19 protein-coding genes and 1 riboswitch are annotated in these 19,693 nt (G+C 70.5%); of the genes, 3 read left to right on the top strand and 16 right to left on the bottom strand.

Annotated elements, in window-relative coordinates; genetic code table 11:
* Positions 1-375: 375 nt before the first annotated feature.
* A complete protein-coding gene (locus ACFVBH_RS34185; RefSeq protein WP_379008114.1) occupies positions 376-1,659 on the top strand; it encodes an ROK family protein in 1,284 nt (427 codons plus the stop codon).
* Between the two features lie 478 nt (positions 1,660-2,137).
* Here the strand turns inward: ACFVBH_RS34185 and ACFVBH_RS34180 are convergent, their stop codons facing one another.
* The 16 genes from ACFVBH_RS34180 to ACFVBH_RS34105 all read right to left on the bottom strand — a co-directional run bounded on the left by ACFVBH_RS34180 (position 2,138) and on the right by ACFVBH_RS34105 (position 18,003).
* A complete protein-coding gene (locus ACFVBH_RS34180) occupies positions 2,138-3,271 on the bottom strand; it encodes an LLM class flavin-dependent oxidoreductase (protein WP_379008111.1) in 1,134 nt (377 codons plus the stop codon).
* 85 nt (positions 3,272-3,356) lie between these two features.
* Entirely contained in the window at positions 3,357-4,163 is an 807-nt protein-coding gene (locus ACFVBH_RS34175; RefSeq protein ID WP_379008108.1) for a DUF1684 domain-containing protein, read from the bottom strand.
* Positions 4,160-5,524 carry an NtaA/DmoA family FMN-dependent monooxygenase gene (locus ACFVBH_RS34170; protein ID WP_379008106.1) on the bottom strand — a complete coding sequence of 455 codons (1,365 nt, stop codon included), beginning with the start codon at positions 5,522-5,524 and terminating at the stop codon, positions 4,160-4,162. Before ACFVBH_RS34170 ends, ACFVBH_RS34175 begins: the two co-directional genes overlap by 4 nt.
* An 8-nt stretch (positions 5,525-5,532) precedes the next feature.
* Positions 5,533-6,693 carry an LLM class flavin-dependent oxidoreductase gene (locus ACFVBH_RS34165; RefSeq protein ID WP_379008104.1) on the bottom strand — a complete coding sequence of 387 codons (1,161 nt, stop codon included), beginning with the start codon at positions 6,691-6,693 and terminating at the stop codon, positions 5,533-5,535.
* Positions 6,693-8,570, bottom strand: coding sequence for a dipeptide ABC transporter ATP-binding protein (locus tag ACFVBH_RS34160; protein ID WP_379008102.1), 1,878 nt, complete (start codon positions 8,568-8,570; stop codon positions 6,693-6,695). The genes ACFVBH_RS34165 and ACFVBH_RS34160 overlap by 1 nt, the downstream gene beginning before the upstream one ends.
* On the bottom strand, positions 8,567-9,601 hold the full coding sequence (locus ACFVBH_RS34155; protein WP_379008100.1) for an ABC transporter permease: 1,035 nt from the start codon (positions 9,599-9,601) through the stop codon (positions 8,567-8,569). Before ACFVBH_RS34155 ends, ACFVBH_RS34160 begins: the two co-directional genes overlap by 4 nt.
* Entirely contained in the window at positions 9,594-9,812 is a 219-nt protein-coding gene (locus ACFVBH_RS34150) for a hypothetical protein (RefSeq protein WP_379008098.1), read from the bottom strand. The genes ACFVBH_RS34155 and ACFVBH_RS34150 overlap by 8 nt, the downstream gene beginning before the upstream one ends.
* Complete coding sequence (locus tag ACFVBH_RS34145; protein WP_379008096.1) at positions 9,805-10,764, bottom strand: ABC transporter permease; 960 nt, start codon at positions 10,762-10,764, stop codon at positions 9,805-9,807. The genes ACFVBH_RS34150 and ACFVBH_RS34145 overlap by 8 nt, the downstream gene beginning before the upstream one ends.
* A gap of 4 nt (positions 10,765-10,768) precedes the next feature.
* The gene (locus ACFVBH_RS34140) at positions 10,769-12,373 is read right to left on the bottom strand and encodes an ABC transporter substrate-binding protein (protein WP_354989357.1); all 1,605 of its coding nucleotides are present in this window, start codon (positions 12,371-12,373) and stop codon (positions 10,769-10,771) included.
* Positions 12,370-13,440 carry an LLM class flavin-dependent oxidoreductase gene (locus ACFVBH_RS34135; RefSeq protein WP_379008732.1) on the bottom strand — a complete coding sequence of 357 codons (1,071 nt, stop codon included), beginning with the start codon at positions 13,438-13,440 and terminating at the stop codon, positions 12,370-12,372. Before ACFVBH_RS34135 ends, ACFVBH_RS34140 begins: the two co-directional genes overlap by 4 nt.
* A gap of 8 nt (positions 13,441-13,448) precedes the next feature.
* Positions 13,449-13,543, bottom strand: a riboswitch (SAM riboswitch).
* A gap of 79 nt (positions 13,544-13,622) precedes the next feature.
* Entirely contained in the window at positions 13,623-14,801 is a 1,179-nt protein-coding gene (locus ACFVBH_RS34130) for a YeiH family protein (RefSeq protein ID WP_379008094.1), read from the bottom strand.
* Positions 14,801-14,950, bottom strand: coding sequence for a hypothetical protein (locus tag ACFVBH_RS34125; protein ID WP_354989360.1), 150 nt, complete (start codon positions 14,948-14,950; stop codon positions 14,801-14,803). Before ACFVBH_RS34125 ends, ACFVBH_RS34130 begins: the two co-directional genes overlap by 1 nt.
* A 107-nt stretch (positions 14,951-15,057) precedes the next feature.
* Entirely contained in the window at positions 15,058-15,603 is a 546-nt protein-coding gene (locus tag ACFVBH_RS34120; protein WP_354989361.1) for a flavin reductase family protein, read from the bottom strand.
* A gap of 152 nt (positions 15,604-15,755) precedes the next feature.
* Positions 15,756-16,460: a hypothetical protein gene (locus tag ACFVBH_RS34115; RefSeq protein ID WP_379008091.1), complete on the bottom strand. Its 705-nt coding sequence runs from the start codon at positions 16,458-16,460 to the stop codon at positions 15,756-15,758.
* A 135-nt stretch (positions 16,461-16,595) separates the two neighbouring features.
* Positions 16,596-17,309, bottom strand: a complete 714-nt coding sequence (locus tag ACFVBH_RS34110; RefSeq protein WP_354989363.1) for a hypothetical protein — start codon at positions 17,307-17,309, stop codon at positions 16,596-16,598.
* 115 nt (positions 17,310-17,424) lie between these two features.
* Positions 17,425-18,003 (bottom strand): HhH-GPD-type base excision DNA repair protein, encoded by a 579-nt coding sequence (locus tag ACFVBH_RS34105; RefSeq protein WP_354989364.1) that lies wholly within the window; start codon positions 18,001-18,003, stop codon positions 17,425-17,427.
* Positions 18,004-18,118: 115 nt separating this feature from the next.
* Between ACFVBH_RS34105 and ACFVBH_RS34100 the strand changes: the two genes are divergently transcribed.
* Entirely contained in the window at positions 18,119-18,478 is a 360-nt protein-coding gene (locus tag ACFVBH_RS34100) for a YciI family protein (RefSeq protein WP_354989365.1), read from the top strand.
* Positions 18,475-19,689 carry an RNA polymerase sigma factor gene (locus tag ACFVBH_RS34095; RefSeq protein ID WP_379008089.1) on the top strand — a complete coding sequence of 405 codons (1,215 nt, stop codon included), beginning with the start codon at positions 18,475-18,477 and terminating at the stop codon, positions 19,687-19,689. The genes ACFVBH_RS34100 and ACFVBH_RS34095 overlap by 4 nt, the downstream gene beginning before the upstream one ends.
* The last annotated feature ends 4 nt before the right edge of the window (positions 19,690-19,693 follow it).

The raw sequence follows: 19,693 nt of genomic DNA, 5'->3' as shown, positions 1-19,693 counted from the left end.
ATCGGCAAACATCAACGGCCGCAAATTATTCGGCGCGAAGGGAGCTTGCTCGGAGGGTTTGCCGCGAGAAGCGTTCGGCACGCTCGGGTGGCCGGGCGGCCCGAACGCGTCTTCCTTTCAGCTCGAGCGGAGTGTTAACTTGATTTCATGTCCGCCACCCCTGCCCTCGTCGCACGAGTCACGTACGTGACCGTCGCGCTGGGTGTGCGGCTGCCGCGCCAGCGGGAACTGTGTTGTCCCCGCACCTGCGCAGCCGAGCTCTGATCTCTCCGATTCGTTCGAATTCGGGTCTGTTCGCTGCATCGCTGACTATCTCCATCTAGGCATCAGTCCCCCCGTATTCACGGCACGGGACCGCAGCAAGGACTCAGAATCATGTCCAGCCCCACGCTCGAACGCACCCTTTCCACCACCAAGACCGCCGCGGCCACCGCGCGGCTGGCCCCGGCCCGCCCCGCGGTTCCGCCGGAGCTGCGCATCACCGACAACCCCGCGGCCGCCGTACTCCGGGCCGCCGCCCGCGGCCCCATCTTCCGCGACATCGCCGCGCAGGCAACGGGTCTGAGCATCGCGACCGTGAATCGCCAAGTCTCCGCGCTGCTTACGGCGGGTCTGTTGCGAGAACGCGCCGATCTCACCGCCTCCGGCGCGGTCGGCCGTCCCCGCGTGCCCTTCGAGGTCGACACCGATTCGTACGTGACCGTCGGCGTGCACATCGGCGCCAGCGTGACCCGCATCGTGGCCGCCGACCTGTCCGGCCGCATTCTCGGCGGACTCGAAATCGCCACGCCCCAAACGGGTCAGGACGCCGCGCTGACCATAGTGGCCCGCAGCGCCAAGGCCTTCCTGGATCGCCTGCCGCGCCGTCGCCCGCTGTGGACCGGGGTGGCGCTGGCCGGTCGGGTCGATCCGGCCGCCGGCGTCGTCGATCATCCGCGCCTGGGCTGGCAGGCCGCCCCGGTGGCCGCGGTCTTCAGCAGCGTGCTGGACCTGCCGGTCTCGGTCTCCGCGCACGTGGAGGCCATGGCCGCCTCGGAACTGCTGCTGGCCAACCGCGAACCGGGCGAGGGCCCGCGGCCCGGCAGCAGCCTGTACATCTACGCCCGGGAGACCGCGGGCATCGCGGTGACCCTGCACGATCGGGTGCACACCCCCGCCAACGGCCCCGGCTCCATCGCGCACCTGCCCACCGGCTCGGACGCCGATTGCACCTGCGGCCGGCGCGGTTGCTTGGAGGCGACCATCGGTGAGCGCTTCTTCCTGGAGCGCGCGGTGCGCCGCGGCGTACTGCCCAAGCCGGAGGCCACCCGCCGCCCGGCGATCACCGACCTGTACCGGGCCGCGGACGCGGGCAACACCACGGCCCGCGAGCTGCTGCTCGAGCGCGCCGACATCCTCGGCCGCACCGCGGCGCTGGTGCGCGACATGTTCAACCCGGATCGCGTGGTGCTGGGCGGTCAGGCCTTCACCGGCTACCGGCCCGGAATGGAGCGCGTGGCACAGGCTTTCGCCGAGAGCACCACGCTGCCCGCGGCGGATCTGCGCATCAGCCGCTTCGGCGGCCGGGTGCAGGAGTTCGCGGCCGCGGTGACCTCGCTCAGCGTGTTCTACGCCGATCCGGTCTCGGCCATGCGGCGCGCCACCCGCACCGCGCGCTGAATCCCTGACGTACGACGACGGTTCGGCCTCGCGGGCGCGAGGCCGGACTTCGTTGTATCCCGTTACTCCGCACCGGATTCAGCAGTGACTCGGCACCACGAGAACACCGCGGTGAGCTACCGCCGACGGAAGTGCGGGTGCACTAATCGCCGACGGCGCTGCGGCGCATCACCGCCGACGGGCACAGGGGCGCGCTACAGCCCACGGGCACAGGAGCGGGCTACTGCCGACGGGCACAGGGGCGGGCTACGGCCGACGGGCACAGCGGCGCGCTGATCGCACAGCGTTGCGCCGTAGCCGATCTCGCGGTGGCGCACCGCCGCCGATGTCGACCCACGCCGATGTCACACCGGAGGCGGGCCCGGACGGTCCACGGTCCGGGCCCGGCCCCGGGCACGGCTGCGCGAGGCCCTGTCGCGCAGCCGTTCTCACCTCGCTCGCGCTGGAGTCCCCTTCCCCGAGAGCGAGGTGAGAGCTTCTAGGCCGCCCTGACGTGGTTCAGCCCCCACTCGCGCGCCAGCAGGCGGTGCGAGGTGAGCCGATCCTCGTGGCGGTGGGTGACGCTGGTGATGACGAGTTCGTCCGCACCGGTGAACTCGCGCAACGCGTCCAGGCGCGCGGCGACCGTGGCGGGCGAGCCCACGAACTGGGTGGCGACGCGGTCGCCGACCAGCCGGAGCTGATGATCCGACAGCGGTGGCGCGGTCGCCGGATCGAGATATTCGGCCGCGCCCGCACCGCTGCGAATGCTGTAGACCCAGTGCGGATACGTGGAGGCCAGGTGCCGCGCGGTGTCGTCGTCCTCCGCGACCACGACATCGGCCGAAACCACCACGTACGGGCGGGGATAGCGGTCCGAGGGCCGGAAGGCCGCGCGATAGGCCTGCACGGTCTCCACGATGGTGCCGGGCGAGACGTGGTAGTTCGCGGCGAACGGCAGGCCCAATTCCCCGGCCAGTTGCGCGCTTTCACCGCCACTGCTGCCGAACAGCCACAGCTGCACATCCGCGCCCTCGCCGGGGACAGCGCGCAGGTGCACGCCGTCGCTGCCGGTGTAGTGACCGGTCAGCAGATCGCGGATCTGCTGCACCTGCTCGCTGTAGGGCAGCGGCTGCGCACCGGGTAGGTGCAGCGCCTCCAGACCCGCGGCGATCCGGCTGGTATCCAGCAGCTGCCCCGGAATGAAGGGCGGCGGGATCACCACGCCCTCGCGGACCTCGGTGCGCCGGTCCGGGTTCGGCACCGGCGGCACGCCCGCAGAACGCAGCTGGTCACCGCGATGGCCGGACCGGCCCAGCCCCAGGTCCAGGCGGCCGGGGTGCAGCGCGTCGACGGTGCCGAACGCCTCCACCACCGCCGCGCTGGTGTGATGCCCCAGCAGCACGGCCGCCGTCCCGACCCGGATGGACTCGGTCGCCGCGGCGATCAGCGCGAGGAGGGTGGTCGGTGCGGAGCTGGCCACCGCGACGAAATGATGCTCGGCGATCCAATACCGGTGGTAGCCCCAGCGTTCGGCGTTGCGGGCCAGGTCGATGGTGTTGCGCAGCGCCTGGCGGGCGTCGGATCCGGCGCTGATCGGCGCGAGATCCAGGACGGACAGCGGAACGCTCATGCCGCGTCCCCCGTTCCGTTCGCGGCGGACCCGATCCATCGGCTCCCGGCGCCCGGGCGCGACCCGCTCCCCCGGTGGCCGGCGCTCATGCGGGAATCCCCTTCCCCGGATCGCGCTCTCCCGCTTCGACATCCAGCGGCAGACGGTTCTGCGCCGGGGCGATCGGGCAGGTGGCGTAGTCGGTGAAGGCGCAGGGCAGGTTGACCGTGCGGTTGAAGTCCAGCGTCAGGGTGCCGTCCGGCGCGGGGCGGGGAACGTCGAGACGGCGACCCCCGCCGTAGGTGGTGACGCCGCTGGTGCCGTCGGTGAAGAGCAGGTGCAGGCCGATGGTCTGGTTGCCGAACACGACGAGCCGGTGTTCGAGGCCGCCGAGCTCGAAGGTGACGGTGCCGGTGGCGACGTGGTGGTGTTCGAGACCGTCCACGACCGCGCCGGTGGTGACCACGCGCGCCACCTCGTACGGTTCGAAGCGGCCGAGCACCGTCCAGCGCGGGTCCACCGGGTAGACCGGGATCTCGGTGAAGGTGGCCAGGGCCGGGGCGGCGGGGTCGTGCACCCGCAGCGCGTACTGCTTGGTGCGGCGGATCACCTCGATGACACGGTCACCGGCGTGCACCTCCAGACCCGGCTTGCCCTCGCCCGGCGTCAGCTCCAGCTCCCCGGCCAATTCGGCTCCGTCGAAACGCAATTCGTCGGCGACGGAAGCTCGCACGTAGACGTGGTCGCCCTCGGCGCGCCAGCGGCCGGGCAGGCCCTCGACGCTCTCCTCGGTCGCGCCGAGCCAGTGCAGCCCGGTCAGGCTGAGCCAGCCCAGCGGCTGCCGGGCCCACGCCGCGCGCTCCGCACGCCAGGTGAGGAACTGCTGTTCGAATTCGGTGACGGTTGCGGTCATGACGCGCGTACTCCTTCGGTGCCGAGATGGGGGTGGCGCAGACCGAGGTGGTCGCGCAGGGTGCTGCCGGTGTACTCGGTGCGGAAGCTGCCGAGTTCCTGGAGTTCGGGAACGACCTTGTCGACGAATTCGTCGAGGCCGGTGGGGGTCAGATGCGGAACGAGAACGAAACCGTCGGCGGCGTCGCGCTGCACGTGGTCGTCGATGGACAGCGCGACCTCGCGCGGGGTGCCGACGAACTGCTGGCGCGCGGTGGTCGCGATGATGAGTTCGCGAATGCTGAGGTTCTCGGCCTCGGCCTTGGCGCGCCACGCCTGCGCGACGGCCAGCGGGTCGCGGGCGTGCCGGACTCGGCCGCGAGTGATGTTCACGTTGTCGACCGGATCGATGTCGGGCAGCGGTCCGTCCGGGTCGTAGGCCGACAGGTCCCGGCCCCACACCTGTTCCAGGAACGCGATCGCCGTCTGCGGGGTGACCTGGCCGCGGCGGATCACGCGGGCGTTCTCGGCCGCCTCCGCGGCGGTGTCGCCGAGCACGAATCCGGCGGCGGGCAGGATCTTCAGGTCCTCCCGGCGGCGGCCGTACTTGGCAAGCCGGTCCTTGACGTCACGGTAGAAGCGCTGCCCGTCCTCGAGTTCTCCGTGCGCGCTGAAGATGACATCGGCCTTGGCGGCGGCGAATTCGCGACCCTCGTCCGAATCGCCGGCCTGGATCTGCACCGGGTAGCCCTGTGGACTGCGCGGCAGCGCGAACTCGCCCTCGATGTCGAATTGCTCGCTGCCGAACCGGACCGTGACCGGGGGCGGGGCGAAGATCCCGCGCTCGCGATCCACCGTCGGCGCGGGGGCGGGCGGGCTGTCCCACAGCGCCCGGGTGGCCTCGATGACCTCGGCGGCGCGGGTGTAGCGCTTGGCGTGCTCCAGGTAGCCGCCGCGCCGGAAGTTCTCGCCGGTGAACGCGTCGGAGGAGGTGACCGCGTTCCACGCCGCGCGCCCGCCCGAGAGATGGTCGAGCGAGGCGAATTGCCGTGCCAGCTCGAAGGGTTCGTTGTAGGTGGTGTTGATGGTGCCCGCGAGCCCGAGGTGGGTGGTGACCGCCGCGAGGGCGTTGAGCACGGTGAAGGTGTCGGGGCGGCCGACCACGTCGAGGTCGTGGATCCGGTCCAGGTGCTCGCGCAGCCGCAGGCCCTCGGCGAGGAAGAAGAAGTCGAATTTACCCCGCTCGGCGGTGCGCGCCAGGTGCACGAAGTTCTCGAAGTCGATCTGGCTGCCCGAGCGCGGATCGGTCCACACGGTGTTGTGGTTGACGCCCGGGAAGTGCGCGGCGAGGTGAATCTGCTTGCGTATCAGCTGTTCCGGCATGGCTCTCCTCAGGCGGTGGCGTAGCGGTTGGCGGGGCGCGGCAGGCCGAGCCTGCCGCGCAGGCCGGGGACGAGCGCGTCCGGCGTCGCGTTGCCGGGGGTGGGCGGGGTGATCAGCGGCAGGTGCTCGAGCACGGCGGGGAGCGCCAGCGGCCGGAGCACCACACCGTCAGCGGCACAGTCGATCTCGACCTGGCGCAGCAGTTCGTTCAGTTCGACGGCGGTGCCGATGTGGAACACGGTGGCGGGCGCGGGCGTGGCGAACCAGTCCTCGAGTTCGGCGACCTCACCGGCCGCCGCGTCGGCGGTGCCCGCGAGATGAATGTCTATGTCCAGCAGCACGCGCAGCTGCTGTGGGTCCCGGCCCGCGGCGGCCGCCGCGGTGCGGAGTTCGGTGCGCACGGCCGCGGCGGTGGCGAGATCGGCCGCGGCGATCCGCACGATGTCCGCGCGATGCACCGCCACCCGGGCGGCGGGGGTATCGGCGGCCCGCACGGCGACCAGGGGCTGTCCCTGCGGCGGGCGCGGGGTGATGGAGGGGCCCTTCACGGAGAAGTTGTCCCCCGCGAAGTCGATGTAGTGCAGCTTGTCGCGGTCGATGAAGCGGCCGGTCGGAGCGTCGCGGATCTCGGCGTCGTCCTCCCAGCTGTCCCAGAGCCTGCGCACCACCTCGATCGCCTCGTCGGCCTCGTGCCAGCGGTCCCGCGCGTCCTGTTCGGGCTTGCGGCCGAACAGTTTCGCCTCGCCGTCCCCGGCGACCGTCACCTCCCAGCCCGCCCGGCCCAGGCTCGCGAAGTCGAGGCTCGCAACGGCTTTGGAGAGGTGAAACGGCTCGGTATGGGTGACCGGAGCCTGCGGCAGCAGCCCGATGCGCTCGGTGACCGCCGCGACCCGGGCGGCGATGGCGACGGCGTCGAGCCCGCCGAGCACCCCGGCGTCCGGCTGACCGGTCGCGCCCGGTTCGATCCGGCCGCTACCGGTCCGCACCGCGTACGAGTCGGAGATGAAGGCGAGGTCGATGCCCGCGCTGTCGGCCGCGCGCAGCGCGTCCACCCAGTAGCCGGGGGTGAACAGTTCTTCCGCGCGGGAATCCGCGCGCCGCCAGGAGGCCGGATGCGTACCGGTTCCGGAGAGCTCCAGGCCGAGCAGCAGCGGGGTGAATCGCGGCATCATGCCGTCCTTTCGATGGTGGCGGTCGAGACGCCGGAATCACCCGGCGGGCGAGCGGATTCGGCGGCGGTGAGCCCGCGGGCGCGGGCGGGCGCGCGGGGCACCGCGGCGAGCAGTTCGCGGGTGTACTCGTGCTGTGGCGCCGCGAACAGCTCCGCGGTGGTGGCTGTTTCGACGATCCGGCCCGAGCGCATGACGGCGACCCGGTGCGCGAGGCGGCGCACCACGGCCAGATCGTGCGAGATGAACAGGTAGGACAGCTCCAGCTCGGTGCGCAGCTGCTCGAGGAGTTCGAGGATCTGGGCCTGCACCGAGACGTCCAGGGCGGAGACCGGTTCGTCGAGCACCAGCAGTTCCGGGCGCAGCGCCAGGGCACGGGCGATGGCGACGCGCTGGCGCTGACCGCCGGAGAGTTCGGCGGGCCTGCGTGCGGCGTAGTCCGCGGGCAGGGCCACCTGATCGAGCAGTTCGGTCACGGCGGCGCGCCGCCCGGCGCGGTCGCCGACGCCGAAGGCCTGCAACGGTTCCGCGATGATGCGGCCGACACTGAGCTTGGGATTCAGTGAGACGTAGGGGTTCTGGTAGACGACCTGGATGCGCCTGCGCAGGTCGCGCAGGGGTGCGCCGCGCAGGTCGGCGATGTCCCGGCCGTCGAAGGTGACCGACCCGGCGTCGGGGGTGTCCAGGCGGGCGATCAGGCGCGCGGTGGTCGACTTCCCGGAGCCGGATTCGCCGACCACGGCGAGGGTTTCGCCGCGCGCGATGGTGAGCGAGACGTCGTCCACGGCGGTGAGCGCAACCCCGCGTGCGATCGTGAAAGACCTGCGCAACCCGGTCGCCACCAGCAGCGGGGGCCCCTCTCCGACTGGCGGTTCGCCGGTAGGGGCCGTCCCGGATCGCACCGATCGTGGAGCGGGAGCGCCGTATTCGGTGGCGAGCGGCGGTTCGGCGGCGGCCACCGGCCCGGTGGTCACCCGCGGTGCCTCGGCCGTCGGTTGCGGCTCCTCGGCAGACGACTCCGGAGTGCGCGACTCCGGAGTCACGGACTCGGCCCCCGGCTCGGCAAAACGGGCCGGACCGACACCGGCCGGATCCAGGCCCGGTGCGGCGGCGATCAACCGGCGCGTGTACTCGTGCCGCGGGTCGGCGAGGACCGTTGCGGTGTCGCCGATCTCGACGATCCGGCCCCGGCGCATGACCGCGATCCGGTCGGCGCGTTCGGCCGCCACGCCCAGATCGTGGGTGATGAGCAGGACCGAGGTGCCCGACTCCCGCGTGCGCTCGGCCAGGTGATCCAGGATCCGGCGCTGCACGGTCACGTCCAGGGCGCTGGTCGGCTCATCGGCGATGACCAGTTCCGGGGTGCACGCCAGCGCGATGCCGATCAGCACCCGCTGGCGCTGGCCGCCGGACAGATCCTGCGGATACTGGCGAGCGCGCACCTCGGGCCGGTCCAGGCCCGCCTGCTCCAGAATGCGAACGGCCTCCAGCCCCGCCGTGCGCCGCCCCGCACGGCCGTGGATGCGCAGCACCTCCGCGATCTGGTCGCCGATGCGCAGCACCGGGTTCAGCGAGGTGCCTGGATCCTGCGGCACCAGCCCGATACGCGCCCCGCGAATCTTCTGCAGCGCCCGCTGCCCGGCCCGATCGAGGCGCTCACCCGCGAAATCTATTTCGCCGCCGGTGATCTCGCCGCCGCCGAGCAGCCCGATCACCGCGTGCGCGAGCGTGGACTTGCCCGAGCCGGACTCCCCCACCAGCGCCAGGGTCTCCCCGCGCTCGACGCGCAGTGCGACGTCCCGCACGGCGGCGGTGGTTCCGGTGCTGCCGCGGTACTCCACGCGCAGCCCCTCGATTCGCAGCAGTGGCGCGCTCATCGGCTGTTGTCCCGGCTGATCGCGCGGGCAATCCGCTGGGTGGACAGGACCAGGGCGATGATCACCAGCCCCGGCAGGGTGGTGAGCCACCAGGCCGTGGCCAGGAAGTTCCGGCCCTCGGCGATGAGCGAACCCCACTCCGGGGTGGGCGGGACCGCGCCGTAGCCCAGGAAACTCAGCGCGGCGATGGCCAGCACCGCCACCCCGAACTCGATGGCGGCCAGCGCGGCCACCGGCCCGTAGGCGTTGCGCAGCACGTGCCGGAAGAGCACGGTGTGCCAGCGCACCCCCGAGGCGAACGCGGCCTCCACGTACGGGGCGCGGCGCACCCGCAGCACCTCGGCGCGCATGACCCTGGCGAACCGCGCGACCAGCGCGATGCCGACCGCGATGGCCACGTTGCGGGTGCCCGCGCCCAACACGGTGACCGCGGCCAGCGAGAGCAGCAGTTCCGGAATCGACAGCAGCACATCGATGATGCGCGAGAGCACCGTGTCCACGATCCCGCCCGCGGCGCCCGCCACCAGCCCGATGAGCCCGCCGACGACGAGCCCGAGCAGGACCGCGAAGACCGTGGCGGTCAGCGACAGCGCGGCCGCGTGCACGACGCGGGTGTACAGATCCCGGCCGAGATTGTCCGTGCCGAACCAGTGTTCGGCGCCGGGCGCCTGGAACTTCTGCGCGGGCACGCCGGTCAGCGGGTCGCCGCCGGCGAACAGACCGGGCACGAGCGCCCAGCCCAGGACCAGCAGGACGACCGCGGCCGCGAGCACCAGCCCCAGGTTGCCGCGCAACGCGCCGAACCACGAGCCGGGCGACAGGCGCGCCCCCGCCCGTGCTCGGCCCGCACCGGCGGCAGTTCCGGCGTCGCCGTCCACCGGGTCGATGCCGGGTACCCGGTCGGAGACGGAACCGGTCCCGGGCGCCGGAGCGGCCGCGGGTGCGGCGAGCCCGGCGGCGGCCGAATCTCGTTCGGGTGCAGCGCTCTTCGCGGGACCGTCGGCCTTGAACAGCGCGAGGGCGTCAGTCATCGACGATCGCCCAGTCCGTGTACCAGTACCCCATGCCGGTGTCGACCAGTGCGTGCGACAGCAACAGGACGCGGCGGCGCGAGCGGAAACCCGCGTCCGCGCCGCCCGGTGCACCCCGCAAGCGCGAACGCAGCCGGGTCACCGCCGCCCGCAGCGGGCGGGCCGCCGGCAGCGCGGGAATCACGAAGGTGCTGAATCCGGGATCAGGCATGGGCGCGCTCCTTGCTCGAACGGTGCTGGACCACACGGGGATCCAGCAGCGGGAGAATGAGGTCGATGAGCAGGTTCACGCTCACGAAGACCAGGGCGGCGAAGGTGACGATGCCCTGCACCACCGGAATGTCCTGCATGAGAACGGCTTCCTGGGTGAGCCGCCCGATGCCGGTGCGCGCGAAGACCGTTTCCACCACCACCGAACCGGCCAGCACCGTGCCCACCCACAGGCCCGAGACCGTCAGCGCCGGCCCGGCGGCGGGACGCAGGACGTGACGCAGCTGCACCCACCAGCGCGAGGCCCCCTTCGCGAAGGCCACCTCCACGAAGGGCTGCCGCCAGGTGGTGACGAGGCTGGAGTACAGCACCTGGGCGATGACCGCGCCCACCGGAATGGCCAGGGTCAGCGCGGGCAACACCGTCCCGCTGAAACCGGTTCCGCCGAACGCGGGCACCAGGCGCAGCTGGAACGAGAAGACCTGCAGCAGAATCAATCCCACCCAGAAGGTGGGCATGGACGCGCCCAGCGGAGGCAGGGCGGTCAGCAGCCCGCGCAGCCAGGGCCGGCGCGTGTAGGAGGCGGCCAGCGCCAGTGCCGTGCCACCGAGCACCGCGAACAGCAGGGCGGTGCCCGCCAGCGCCAGCGTGGCGGGCAGCGCCTCACCGAGCGCGCCGGTCACCGACTGCCCGCTGCCGATGGAATGGCCGAGGTCGCCGCGCACGGCGTGTGAGATCGCGGTCCAGTACTGCTCCCAGACCGGCTGGTCCAGACCGTATCTGGCGCGGAGTTCGGCCAGCGCCGCCGCGTCGACCGGGGTGCCCGGGGTGGAGTTGGCGACCAGCTCCACCGGGTCCGAGGGCAGCAGGTACAGCACCACGAAGGACAGGCTGAAAGCCGCCCACAGTACCCCCGCCGCCTGCAGGATTCGCCCGATCACGTAGCGGCGCACGGCGTTACCGCCGGATCCAGGTGTCGTGGAACTGCAGCCGGGCCGAGGCCTCGAACTTCACGTCCGCGACGTTCTTGCCGACGCCGATGGCCTGGGACAGCTCCACCGTGGGAATCCACAGGCCCTCGTCGAGCACCGCGCCCTGCGCCGCGCTCAGCAGGCGGGTGCGCTCGGCCGGATCGGTGGCCGAGAGCTGTCCGCTCAGCAGCGCGTCCAGCTTCTCGTTCGGACCGCGGCCGTTGAGATTGCGCTGGTCCACCCCGAACGTCGTGCGCAGGATGTCACCGTCGGCGCGCGTGGTGTTGTAGTAGTTGAAATCGAAGTTCTTGGCGTTCTGCCGGGCGGTCGACTCCGCCACCGAGACCTGCTCCAGTTTCAGCTCGAAACCGATACCGCGCAGCTGCTGCTGGGTCAGTTCCAGAATCGCCTGGTTGCCCGCGAACGCCGGGGCGTACATCACCGAGGCGGCCAGGCGCTGACCGTCCTTGACCCGGATGCCGTCGGCCCCGGGCGCCCAGCCCGCCCGGTCGAGGATCTTCTTCGCCGCGTCCTGATCGAACTTCAGCCGATCCGACAGATCGGTGTAACCCGGTGTGCGCGAAGCGAGCACGCTGCTCGCGGTCTTGAACTGCTTGCCCAGGACGGTGTCCACCAGTTCCTGGCGGTTGATGCCGGTCAGCAGGGCCGTGCGCACGGCCGGATCGGTGAGCGGGCCGCGCGTCACATTGGGCTGCAAACCGAACGGCAGCCCCGGGTTCGAGGTGAACTGCACCCGGGCGCCCGCGGCCTCGAGTTGCGGAACATCCTGCGGCAGCGCGTCACTGATGGCGTCGAGCTGGCCGGAGGCCAAGCTGCCGGTGCGCACGCCCGATTCCGGGACCACGGTGAAGACGATCTTGTCGAGGTACGCCTCGCCCTGCGTGGCGAAAACCGAGGAGCCCCAGTTGTATCCGATCCGCTTGGCCAGGGTCGCCGAGGCGCCCTGCTTCCACTCCGCGTAGGTGAACGGTCCGCTGCCGACGTTGCCGCCGAGGCAGCGGTCGTCGGCCGACTTGGCGAGGGTCGCATCACCCTGGATGCCCAGCTGCGACGTCGAAGTCGCCTGCAGGAACTGGGTATTGGGCGCGTTGAAGTCCACCTGCACGGTGCGCGCGTCGATGACCTTGCTGCCGGCGTAGCCGGAGAGGTAGCTCGCCGCCAGCGGCGCCTTCGCACCGCCCAGCGCGACGATGGAATCGAAGTTCTTGGCGACCGAATCCGCGGTCAGCGGGGTGCCGTCGCTGAAGGTCACGCCCTCGCGCAGCTGGAACCGGAACGATTTGGCGTCCTGGCTGACGAACCAGCTCGAGGCCAGCCACGGCGTGATCTTGCCCGTCTCGGGATCCTGATCGGTCAGCGAATCCACGATCTGCCGGGTCACGTAGATCGTCTGATTCGTCCCCGACTGCGCCGGATCCGAGCAGGACGGGGCCGTCGACAGACCGTAGCGCAGGGTGCCGCCGGGCTGTGGCGGTCCCGACGGCTCCCCGCTGCCGCCATCGGCCCCACCGCACGCGGCGAGGGACAGGGCGGCGGCTACGGTGCCGACGAGGGCGAGGGGGCGTTTCATCGAGGGTCTCCGGAGGGGTAGCGATCGGCGCCGAGCGGACGGCTCGGAATGTGGCGGCGCAATTCGGGCGCCACCTCCGCCTGGAACAGTTCGAGGCTTTCGCGGTGCTGTTTGTCGGTGCGACCGTCGCCATCGGCGCTGAGGTGAACCACCTCGTGCCCGAGCGCCTCGTGATAGCGGTGCAGTTTGTCCAGCACCTGCGCGGGACTGCCGACCAGGGCCGAGGATCGCTCGACGAAATCCTCGACGGTGTCGAAAACTATGGGGATATCGAACTTTCGCGCCGCGGCCTGCCGGGCGGCGAACAGCGGGCGGTAGGCGTCCACGGCCTCCTGCGAATCCCGGGCCACCAGGAAACCGGCGGTACCCGCGCCCACCAGGGCCTGCGCCGGGTCGTGCCCGTAGGCGGCCCAGCGCTCGCGGTAGTGCGCGACCAGCTCGGCGTACGGCTGCACGGGATTGGTGACATTGGCCGAGAACAGCGGATCACCGTGCTGGGCCGCGTAATCCGCGGACTCGTGACTGGTGGCGCTGCCGTGCCAGATGCGCAGGCGCGGCTGCAACGGCCGCGGCAGCGCCTTGGCCGCGGCCAGCGGCGGCCGGAACTTCCCGGACCAGGTGACGCTGTCGCTGTCCCACAGTCGCCGGAACAGGTCGTAGCCTTCGCGATTGCGCTCCCACTGGTCATCGACGGTGACGTGGAACAGCTGGGCCTGCGCGGCCCCGTTGCCCTTGCCGATGATCAGCTCCAGGCGGCCGTCCGAGAGATTGTCCAGGGTGGAGTAGTCCTCGAAGGCGCGCACCGGATCCAGCAGGCTCAGCGTGGTGACGCCGGTGAACAGCGCGATGCGGGAGGTGACGGCGGCGATATGGCTCAGCACCACCGGGGGCGCGGCCGAGATGAAGGGGTCCTCGTGCCGTTCCCCCACCGCGAAGCCGTCGTACCCGAGATCCTCGGCCAGGCGCGCGCTGTCGACGACCCGGCGCAGGCGCGCACGCGCGGTCTCGGTGACGCCGGTGACGGGATCCGGGGTGTGCGTGATCAGCGTCAGCAGCAGGAACTTCATCGAATGGTCCTCCATCGGTCCTGACGGAAGCACCCGCACCCGGGAGCCCGGGGGGTTGCTGCGACTTCTGCGAGCCAGGTCTCTCGGTCGCTCTGGATGGTGCCGATGACGTTACGAAGCTTCGCCGCCGCTGTCGCCGGTCCGGATCAACGTGAATTCAACCCGGCCGGCGACGTCCGGGATCAGGGCTGGAAGCTGTGGAACAGCAGCACCGAAAGGCCCAGGCCCACCGCCAGATTCACCAGCGTCGCGGCGCCGAAGACCACGATGGGGCGCGGACCCGCCTCACGAATCCCCTTGGCGGAGAAGCCGAGACCGATGGAGACGAAGGCGAAGATCAGGAACCAGGTGCGCAGATCGTTCACCGTGGCGATGACCGGCTTGGGCTTGTCGGCGTACTGCACGTACAGGGTGCCGATCACCGAGGCGGCGATGAAGCCCAGCACGAATTTCGGGAAACGGGCCCAGAATTCGCCGATCGAGGGGCGCGCGGCGGTGCCGGTGCGATCGACCCGCAGCGCGAAGTACGCGGTCAGGGCGATGGCGACCAGGCCGATCAGGGCGTTCTGGGTGGTCTTGACGATCGTCGCGATCTGCAGTGATTCCTCACCCGCCAGCGCGCCCGCCGCCGCGACCGCCGCCGTGGTGTCGATGTTGCCGCCGATCCAGGCGCCCGCCACCGCGTCCGAGAGACCGAACACATCGGCCAGCCAGGGCAGCAGGAAGATGGACGGCAGCGCGAAGATGACGACCATCGAGGCCGCGTACGCCAGCTGCTCGCGCTTGGCCTGCACCGCGCCCGCCGCCGCGATGGCCGCGCTCACGCCGCAGATGGAGACAGCGGAGGCCAGCAGTGCGCGCAGCCGATCGTCGATGCCGAGCACGCCGCCGAACCACCAGGTGAAGCCGAAGACGGTGGTGATGAGCAGCAGCGCCTGCAGGATCGCCGGACCGGCGGCGGTGGCCAGGATCTTCAGGTTGATCGACGCGCCGAGCAGTACCACGCCGGTCTTGATGAAGAACTCGGTCCGGAAGCCGGCCGACAGGCGTTCGCGCAGGCCGAGCTTCCACAGCAGGGCGTTGCCCAGCAGGCCGAGAATGATGGCGTAGATGGGGAACTCGACGCTCTTGGCGATCTTCGCGAAGGGGGTGTCCACCGCCCACTTGGGGACGTTGACCTCCAGATAGCGGGTGATCGCGCCGAGCAGCACGACCACCGCGATGCCCGCGACGGCCAGGCCGACGCGGTTGCCGCGCGAGAGCTCGTCCGCCCGTGGAGCAGCCGCGGGTTCGGTCGTCGCGGCGGTCTTCGGATCCGCTTCCGGTTGCGCCGGTGCGGTATTCGCGGTGGTCTCGCTCATCACGGCACCAGCCCGTCCGGCAGGATGCCGGTCAGCACCAGGGTCAGCAGCGTCAGCCCGGCGATGACGGCCAGCCAGTCCTCGCTGAGCCACGACCATCGGCCGGCCGGCGCCGCGACCGGCTCCCCGGCGGTTTCGTCCTGTGCCATAACCGGTTTCTCACTTTCGCCGAACTACCTTCTCGGTCCGGGCGAAAGTGCCTCCCGCCCGGCCTTTTCAGTGCAGCACCGGCGGTTTTCCGGGAACAGGTTTCAGCTCAGGCGGATCGCAACGAGCGGAATCCGCTCTGGTGGAACACCAGCGGCTCGGTGGCCGGATGCGTACTGAGTCGATGCACGCGCAGCAGCACGACGGCGTGGTCGCCCGCCGGAACCTGTTCGTGCACCGAGGTTTCCAGCCAGATGGTGGCCCCGCCGACGAACGCGGCGTTGCCGTGCCCGGTGTGCAGATCCACGCTCCGGAACCGGTCGCCCGAGCGCGAACTCAGCTCCTTGGCGACCTGGTCCTGCCCGGTGCCGAGCAGACTCAACCCGAGCCGGCTCGCCTTCTCCAGCCGCGGCCAGGTCTCCGAGGTGTACTGCACGCAGATGGCCACCAGCGGCGGGTCCAGCGAGACCGGCACGAAGGTGCTCACCACCAGACCGTGCGGCGCACCCCCGATTCGCGCGCACACCGCGACGATCCCGCTGGGAAAGTGCGCGAACGTCTTCCGCAACTCCACCCCCTCCACCGAGGTGAGTGCGGCGACGTCGCCGGAGGAGAGTGCGGCCGCTTCGCCGCGAATCGAGGTCAGCTCAGCCATCTCCCCACTCCACCATCCGGCCCTACCCGGCAACAGGTTTCAGCTCACGCGGATTCGAGCCGTGGAAAACGCGGAACCCGCCCGGTCACGAGGACCGAGCGGGTTCCGGTGGTCCGGCACACCGGACGTTGCAGGACCGGCAGTGCGGCGGACTACTTGGCCGCCACGAAGGGCTGGTTGATGGTGATGAAGTAGTTGGCCGCGGCGATGATCGCGACCGGGGCCGTGATCAGGATCTGCCCCGCGAGGGTGCCCAGGAAGCCGACCGTGGTGATACCGGTCAGGCAGCCCACGACCGCGCCGCCGAGCGCGCCGAACATCGCGGTCAGCGCGGCGGTCGCGAGACCGACGATCGAACCGCCGACGAGGCAGCCGATGGCCGCGCCGCCGAGACCACCGGTCAGGGTCGCGATGGCGCCACCCATGGAGATGGTGTCGACCATGCGCTTCCAGGCGGCCTGCTCACGGTCGTACTCGGACTTGAACGGTGCGACGTTCTCGAACGGGAGGTTGACCGGCTTGTAGACGGCCTTGTCGACATTGAGCTCGGGGGTCAGCGTCGCGACGTTGTCCGAGATGTTCGCCGCGATCGGGAACTCGAAATCGTCGACACGGAAGTTCAACTCGGTGCCGGCGACGGTGGTGCCGTTCGCGGCCTTGATCTTGAAGACGCCGTCCTCGACGACCATGGAACCCGCGTCGGTGCGGATGATGGTGCTGGTATCGGTGGTGGTGGCGGCGTAGTTGATGACGCCCTGATCGGCGGGGGCCTCGGGGGCCGCACCCGCGGTACCGGCGGCGATGCCCATGGCGGCGATCAGCAACGCCGCGGTGGCGGCGAATTTCTTCGAAAGCATGTTGTCGTTTTCCTCATCAGGCAGATCCGCAGGGGGAACGGAGGAATACAAACCGCAGGCAACGAACGGAATATGACTCGAGGGTGCCGCGACGATGAACACTCGTCGCGACACCCTCGAGAAGGTGCTGCCGAATTACTTGGCCGGCGGGGTGAAGGGCTGGTTGATCGTCGTGAAGTACTGCACCGCTGCGAGAATCGCTACCGGTGCGGTGACCAGAATCTGACCCGCCAGCACACCGAGGAAGCCCAGCGCGGCGATACCGGCGACGCAACCGACGGCGGCCGCGCCGAGCGGACCGAAGATGGCGGTGATCGGCGCGGTCGCCAGACCCGCGGTACCGGCGACAGCGCCGCCGAGGATGCAACCCACCGCCGCGCCGCCGATGCCACCGACGACGGTGCCGACCGCGGCGCCCATGCTGATGGTGCTGGTCAGGCGGGTCCAGGCAGCGACCTCACGCTCGTACTCGGTCTTCCACGGCGCCACGTTCTCGTAGGGCAGGGCCACCGGCTTGTAGACCGCGCTCGCCAGATCGAACTTCGGGGTCAGGGTCGCGGTATTGCCCGAGATGTCCGCGGCGATCGGGAACACGAAATCGTCGACACGGAAGTTCAATTCGGTGCCGGCGACCACGGTGCCATTGGCGGCCTTCACCTTGAAGATTCCGTCTTCGACGACCAGCGAGCCCGCATCGGTGCTGATGATCGACTGGGTCTCGGTGGTGGTCTGGGTGTAATTGATTACGCCCTCGTCAGCCTTGACCGGGGACGCACCGGCGGTCCCGGAGGCCAGGCCGAGCGCCGTAACTACCAGCGCCGCAACTCCGGCGAACTTCCTCATCTTCATTGGTACTGCTTCCTCGCCACTGCCGAAAACGAACTTGATAGCGGCAAGCATCAAGCAAACGACGCAGAACGAGGAGGTTAAAAACCAGCTTGATTCGATCGAGATATGGGCTTGACTACTTCGCCTTGGCGGCCGCCTTGGCCTGCTTCTTGAATTCGCGGACCTGGCCCAGGGATTCGGCGTCGGTGACGTCGGCTACCGAGCGACGGGAGTTCTGTTCGCCGTAAGCGCCGGCGGCTTCGCGCCAGCCGCGTGCCTGCAAACCGTCCTGTTTACCCAACAGGGCCAAGAAGATTCGCGCCTTCTGATCGCCGAAACCCGGGAGGGCTTTGAGGCGTTTCAGGACCTCTTTCCCGTCCGGATCGCCGTCGGTCCACAGACCTGCGGTTTTGCCGTCATAGTTCTCGACGATGAACCGGGCCAGCTCCTGCACCCGGCGGGCCATGGAACGGCCGTAACGATGAATTGCCGGAGGCGTCGCGCCCAGCTCCTCGAATTCGGCCGGATCGGCGTCCGCGATTTTGCGGATGTCGAACCCGCCCATTCGGTCGGCGATCTTCTGCGGGCCCCGGAACGCGTGTTCCATGGGGAACTGCTGGTCCAACGTCATGCCGACCAAAAGGGCGAAATCATCGGATGAAAGCAGGGCGTCGGCTTCCGGTTCCTGAGCGATACACAGCGCGCGGCTCACCATCGGCCAATCATCCCATCCGGCGCCGGGCGCGGTGACACGGGTCACGGAAACGGGTCCGCCGGTGGCCGCCGCGGCCGGTTGACCCGCTCACCGGGATCTGGGAGTTTGTCGAACCATGAAGTACCTGCTGCTCATCTACGGCAACACCGAGAAATGGGAATCGATCCCGCCCGCGGACTGGCCGCGGGTCGTGGCCGAGCAGGAAGCGTGGAACGCGCGCTATCGCGCGACCGGAGAATTGCTGGGCGCCTACGGCCTCGGCGACTCGGACACGGCGGAATTGGTGCTGCGCCGGGACGGGGCGCCGGTGGTGACCGACGGTCCCTACCTCGAGACCAAGGAGTACCTGGCCAGCCTCTACCTGCTGAACGTCACGAGCGCCGAGCGGGCGCGCGAGATCGCCGCGGACATACCCATGGCCGACCGATCCCCGGTGGAGGTGTGGCCGGTGCTGCACGAGTCGCCGGGACAGTGACCGGCAGCCCGATCGCGGCCGTCCTGCGCGAGCTCGCGCCGGGCGTACTGGCCACGCTGGTCCGGCGCTACGGCGACTTCGCCGCCTGCGAGGACGCCACCCAGGAGGCCATGCTCGCCGCGACGACCCAGTGGCCGCGCGAGGGCATGCCCGACAACCCGCGTGGCTGGCTGGTGACCGTCGCGCAGCGGCGGCTCATCGACGAGATCCGCAGCGAATCGGCCCGGCGCCGGCGCGAGGAGCAGGACGCGGCCGTCACCCCGGAGAGCGAGGAGACGCCCGCGCGGGACGACTCGCTGGCGCTGCTGTTCCTGTGCTGCCATCCCGCGCTCACTCCCCCGAGCCAGATAGCGCTCACCCTGCGCGCGGTCGGCGGCCTGAGCACCGCGCAACTCGCCGCCGCCTTCCTGGTGCCGGAAGCGACCATGGCACAGCGGATCACCCGCGCCAAACAGACCGTCGACAGTGCCGGTCGCGCCTTCGTCATGCCGCCGCCGGCCGAGCGCGCGGCCCGGCTGTCCGCGGTGCTGCACGTGCTGTACCTGATATTCAACGAGGGCTACACGGCCACCGCCGGAACGGATCTCACCGCGCCCGATCTCAGCGACGAGGGAATTCGGCTCGCGCGCATGCTCTTCGATCTGCTGCCCGAGGACACCGAGGTGGCGGGACTGCTGGCCCTGATGCTGCTCACCGACGCGCGCCGGGCCGCGCGCGTGGACGCGGCCGGGGATCTGGTGCCGCTCGACGAGCAGGATCGCGGGCGCTGGGATCACGCCCGCGTCACCGAGGGCGTCGAGCTGATCACCGCGACCCTCGCGCGCGGGGACGTCGGCCCGTACCAACTCCAGGCCGCCATCGCCGCCGTCCACGACGAGGCCGCCACCGTCGAGACCACCGATTGGCCGCAGATACTGGCGCTCTACGACCTGCTCGGGCGGATCGCGCCCAATCCCATGACCGCGCTCAATCGCGCGGTCGCCGTGGCGATGGTGCGGGGACCCGCGGCCGGACTCGCCGTCCTCGCCGAACTCGAATCCGACAAACGGCTGGCCCGGCACCACCGGCTGCTGGCCACCCGCGCGCATCTGCGCGAACTCGAGGGCGACCGCGCGGGTGCCGCGCGGGACTACCGCGCCGCCGCGGCTCGCGCCGACAGTGCCCCTGAGCAGCGCTATCTCGCGAAGAAAATTTCCGCGCTGACGATGTAGAGAT

This window comes from Nocardia sp. NPDC057668 (assembly GCF_042799795.1).
In the GTDB taxonomy this organism is placed as follows: Bacteria; Actinomycetota; Actinomycetes; order Mycobacteriales; family Mycobacteriaceae; genus Nocardia.
This window is presented reverse-complemented; position numbering and strand designations above follow the sequence as displayed.

What these genes read in the sequence shown, in the direction of transcription:
- ACFVBH_RS34180 (WP_379008111.1), bottom strand. Translation starts at nt 3,271, where the DNA reads ATGAGCGTTCCGCTGTCCGTCCTGGATCTCGCGCCGATCAGCGCCGGA.
- ACFVBH_RS34140 (WP_354989357.1), bottom strand. Translation starts at nt 12,373, where the DNA reads ATGAAACGCCCCCTCGCCCTCGTCGGCACCGTAGCCGCCGCCCTGTCC.
- ACFVBH_RS34120 (WP_354989361.1), bottom strand. Translation starts at nt 15,603, where the DNA reads ATGGCTGAGCTGACCTCGATTCGCGGCGAAGCGGCCGCACTCTCCTCC.
- ACFVBH_RS34115 (WP_379008091.1), bottom strand. Translation starts at nt 16,460, where the DNA reads ATGCTTTCGAAGAAATTCGCCGCCACCGCGGCGTTGCTGATCGCCGCC.
- ACFVBH_RS34170 (WP_379008106.1), bottom strand. Translation starts at nt 5,524, where the DNA reads ATGCCGGAACAGCTGATACGCAAGCAGATTCACCTCGCCGCGCACTTC.
- ACFVBH_RS34105 (WP_354989364.1), bottom strand. Translation starts at nt 18,003, where the DNA reads ATGGTGAGCCGCGCGCTGTGTATCGCTCAGGAACCGGAAGCCGACGCC.
- ACFVBH_RS34160 (WP_379008102.1), bottom strand. Translation starts at nt 8,570, where the DNA reads ATGAGCGCGCCACTGCTGCGAATCGAGGGGCTGCGCGTGGAGTACCGC.
- ACFVBH_RS34165 (WP_379008104.1), bottom strand. Translation starts at nt 6,693, where the DNA reads ATGCCGCGATTCACCCCGCTGCTGCTCGGCCTGGAGCTCTCCGGAACC.
- ACFVBH_RS34175 (WP_379008108.1), bottom strand. Translation starts at nt 4,163, where the DNA reads ATGACCGCAACCGTCACCGAATTCGAACAGCAGTTCCTCACCTGGCGT.
- ACFVBH_RS34110 (WP_354989363.1), bottom strand. Translation starts at nt 17,309, where the DNA reads ATGAAGATGAGGAAGTTCGCCGGAGTTGCGGCGCTGGTAGTTACGGCG.
- ACFVBH_RS34155 (WP_379008100.1), bottom strand. Translation starts at nt 9,601, where the DNA reads ATGACTGACGCCCTCGCGCTGTTCAAGGCCGACGGTCCCGCGAAGAGC.
- ACFVBH_RS34185 (WP_379008114.1), top strand. Translation starts at nt 376, where the DNA reads ATGTCCAGCCCCACGCTCGAACGCACCCTTTCCACCACCAAGACCGCC.
- ACFVBH_RS34100 (WP_354989365.1), top strand. Translation starts at nt 18,119, where the DNA reads ATGAAGTACCTGCTGCTCATCTACGGCAACACCGAGAAATGGGAATCG.
- ACFVBH_RS34130 (WP_379008094.1), bottom strand. Translation starts at nt 14,801, where the DNA reads ATGAGCGAGACCACCGCGAATACCGCACCGGCGCAACCGGAAGCGGAT.
- ACFVBH_RS34150 (WP_379008098.1), bottom strand. Translation starts at nt 9,812, where the DNA reads ATGCCTGATCCCGGATTCAGCACCTTCGTGATTCCCGCGCTGCCGGCG.
- ACFVBH_RS34125 (WP_354989360.1), bottom strand. Translation starts at nt 14,950, where the DNA reads ATGGCACAGGACGAAACCGCCGGGGAGCCGGTCGCGGCGCCGGCCGGC.
- ACFVBH_RS34135 (WP_379008732.1), bottom strand. Translation starts at nt 13,440, where the DNA reads ATGAAGTTCCTGCTGCTGACGCTGATCACGCACACCCCGGATCCCGTC.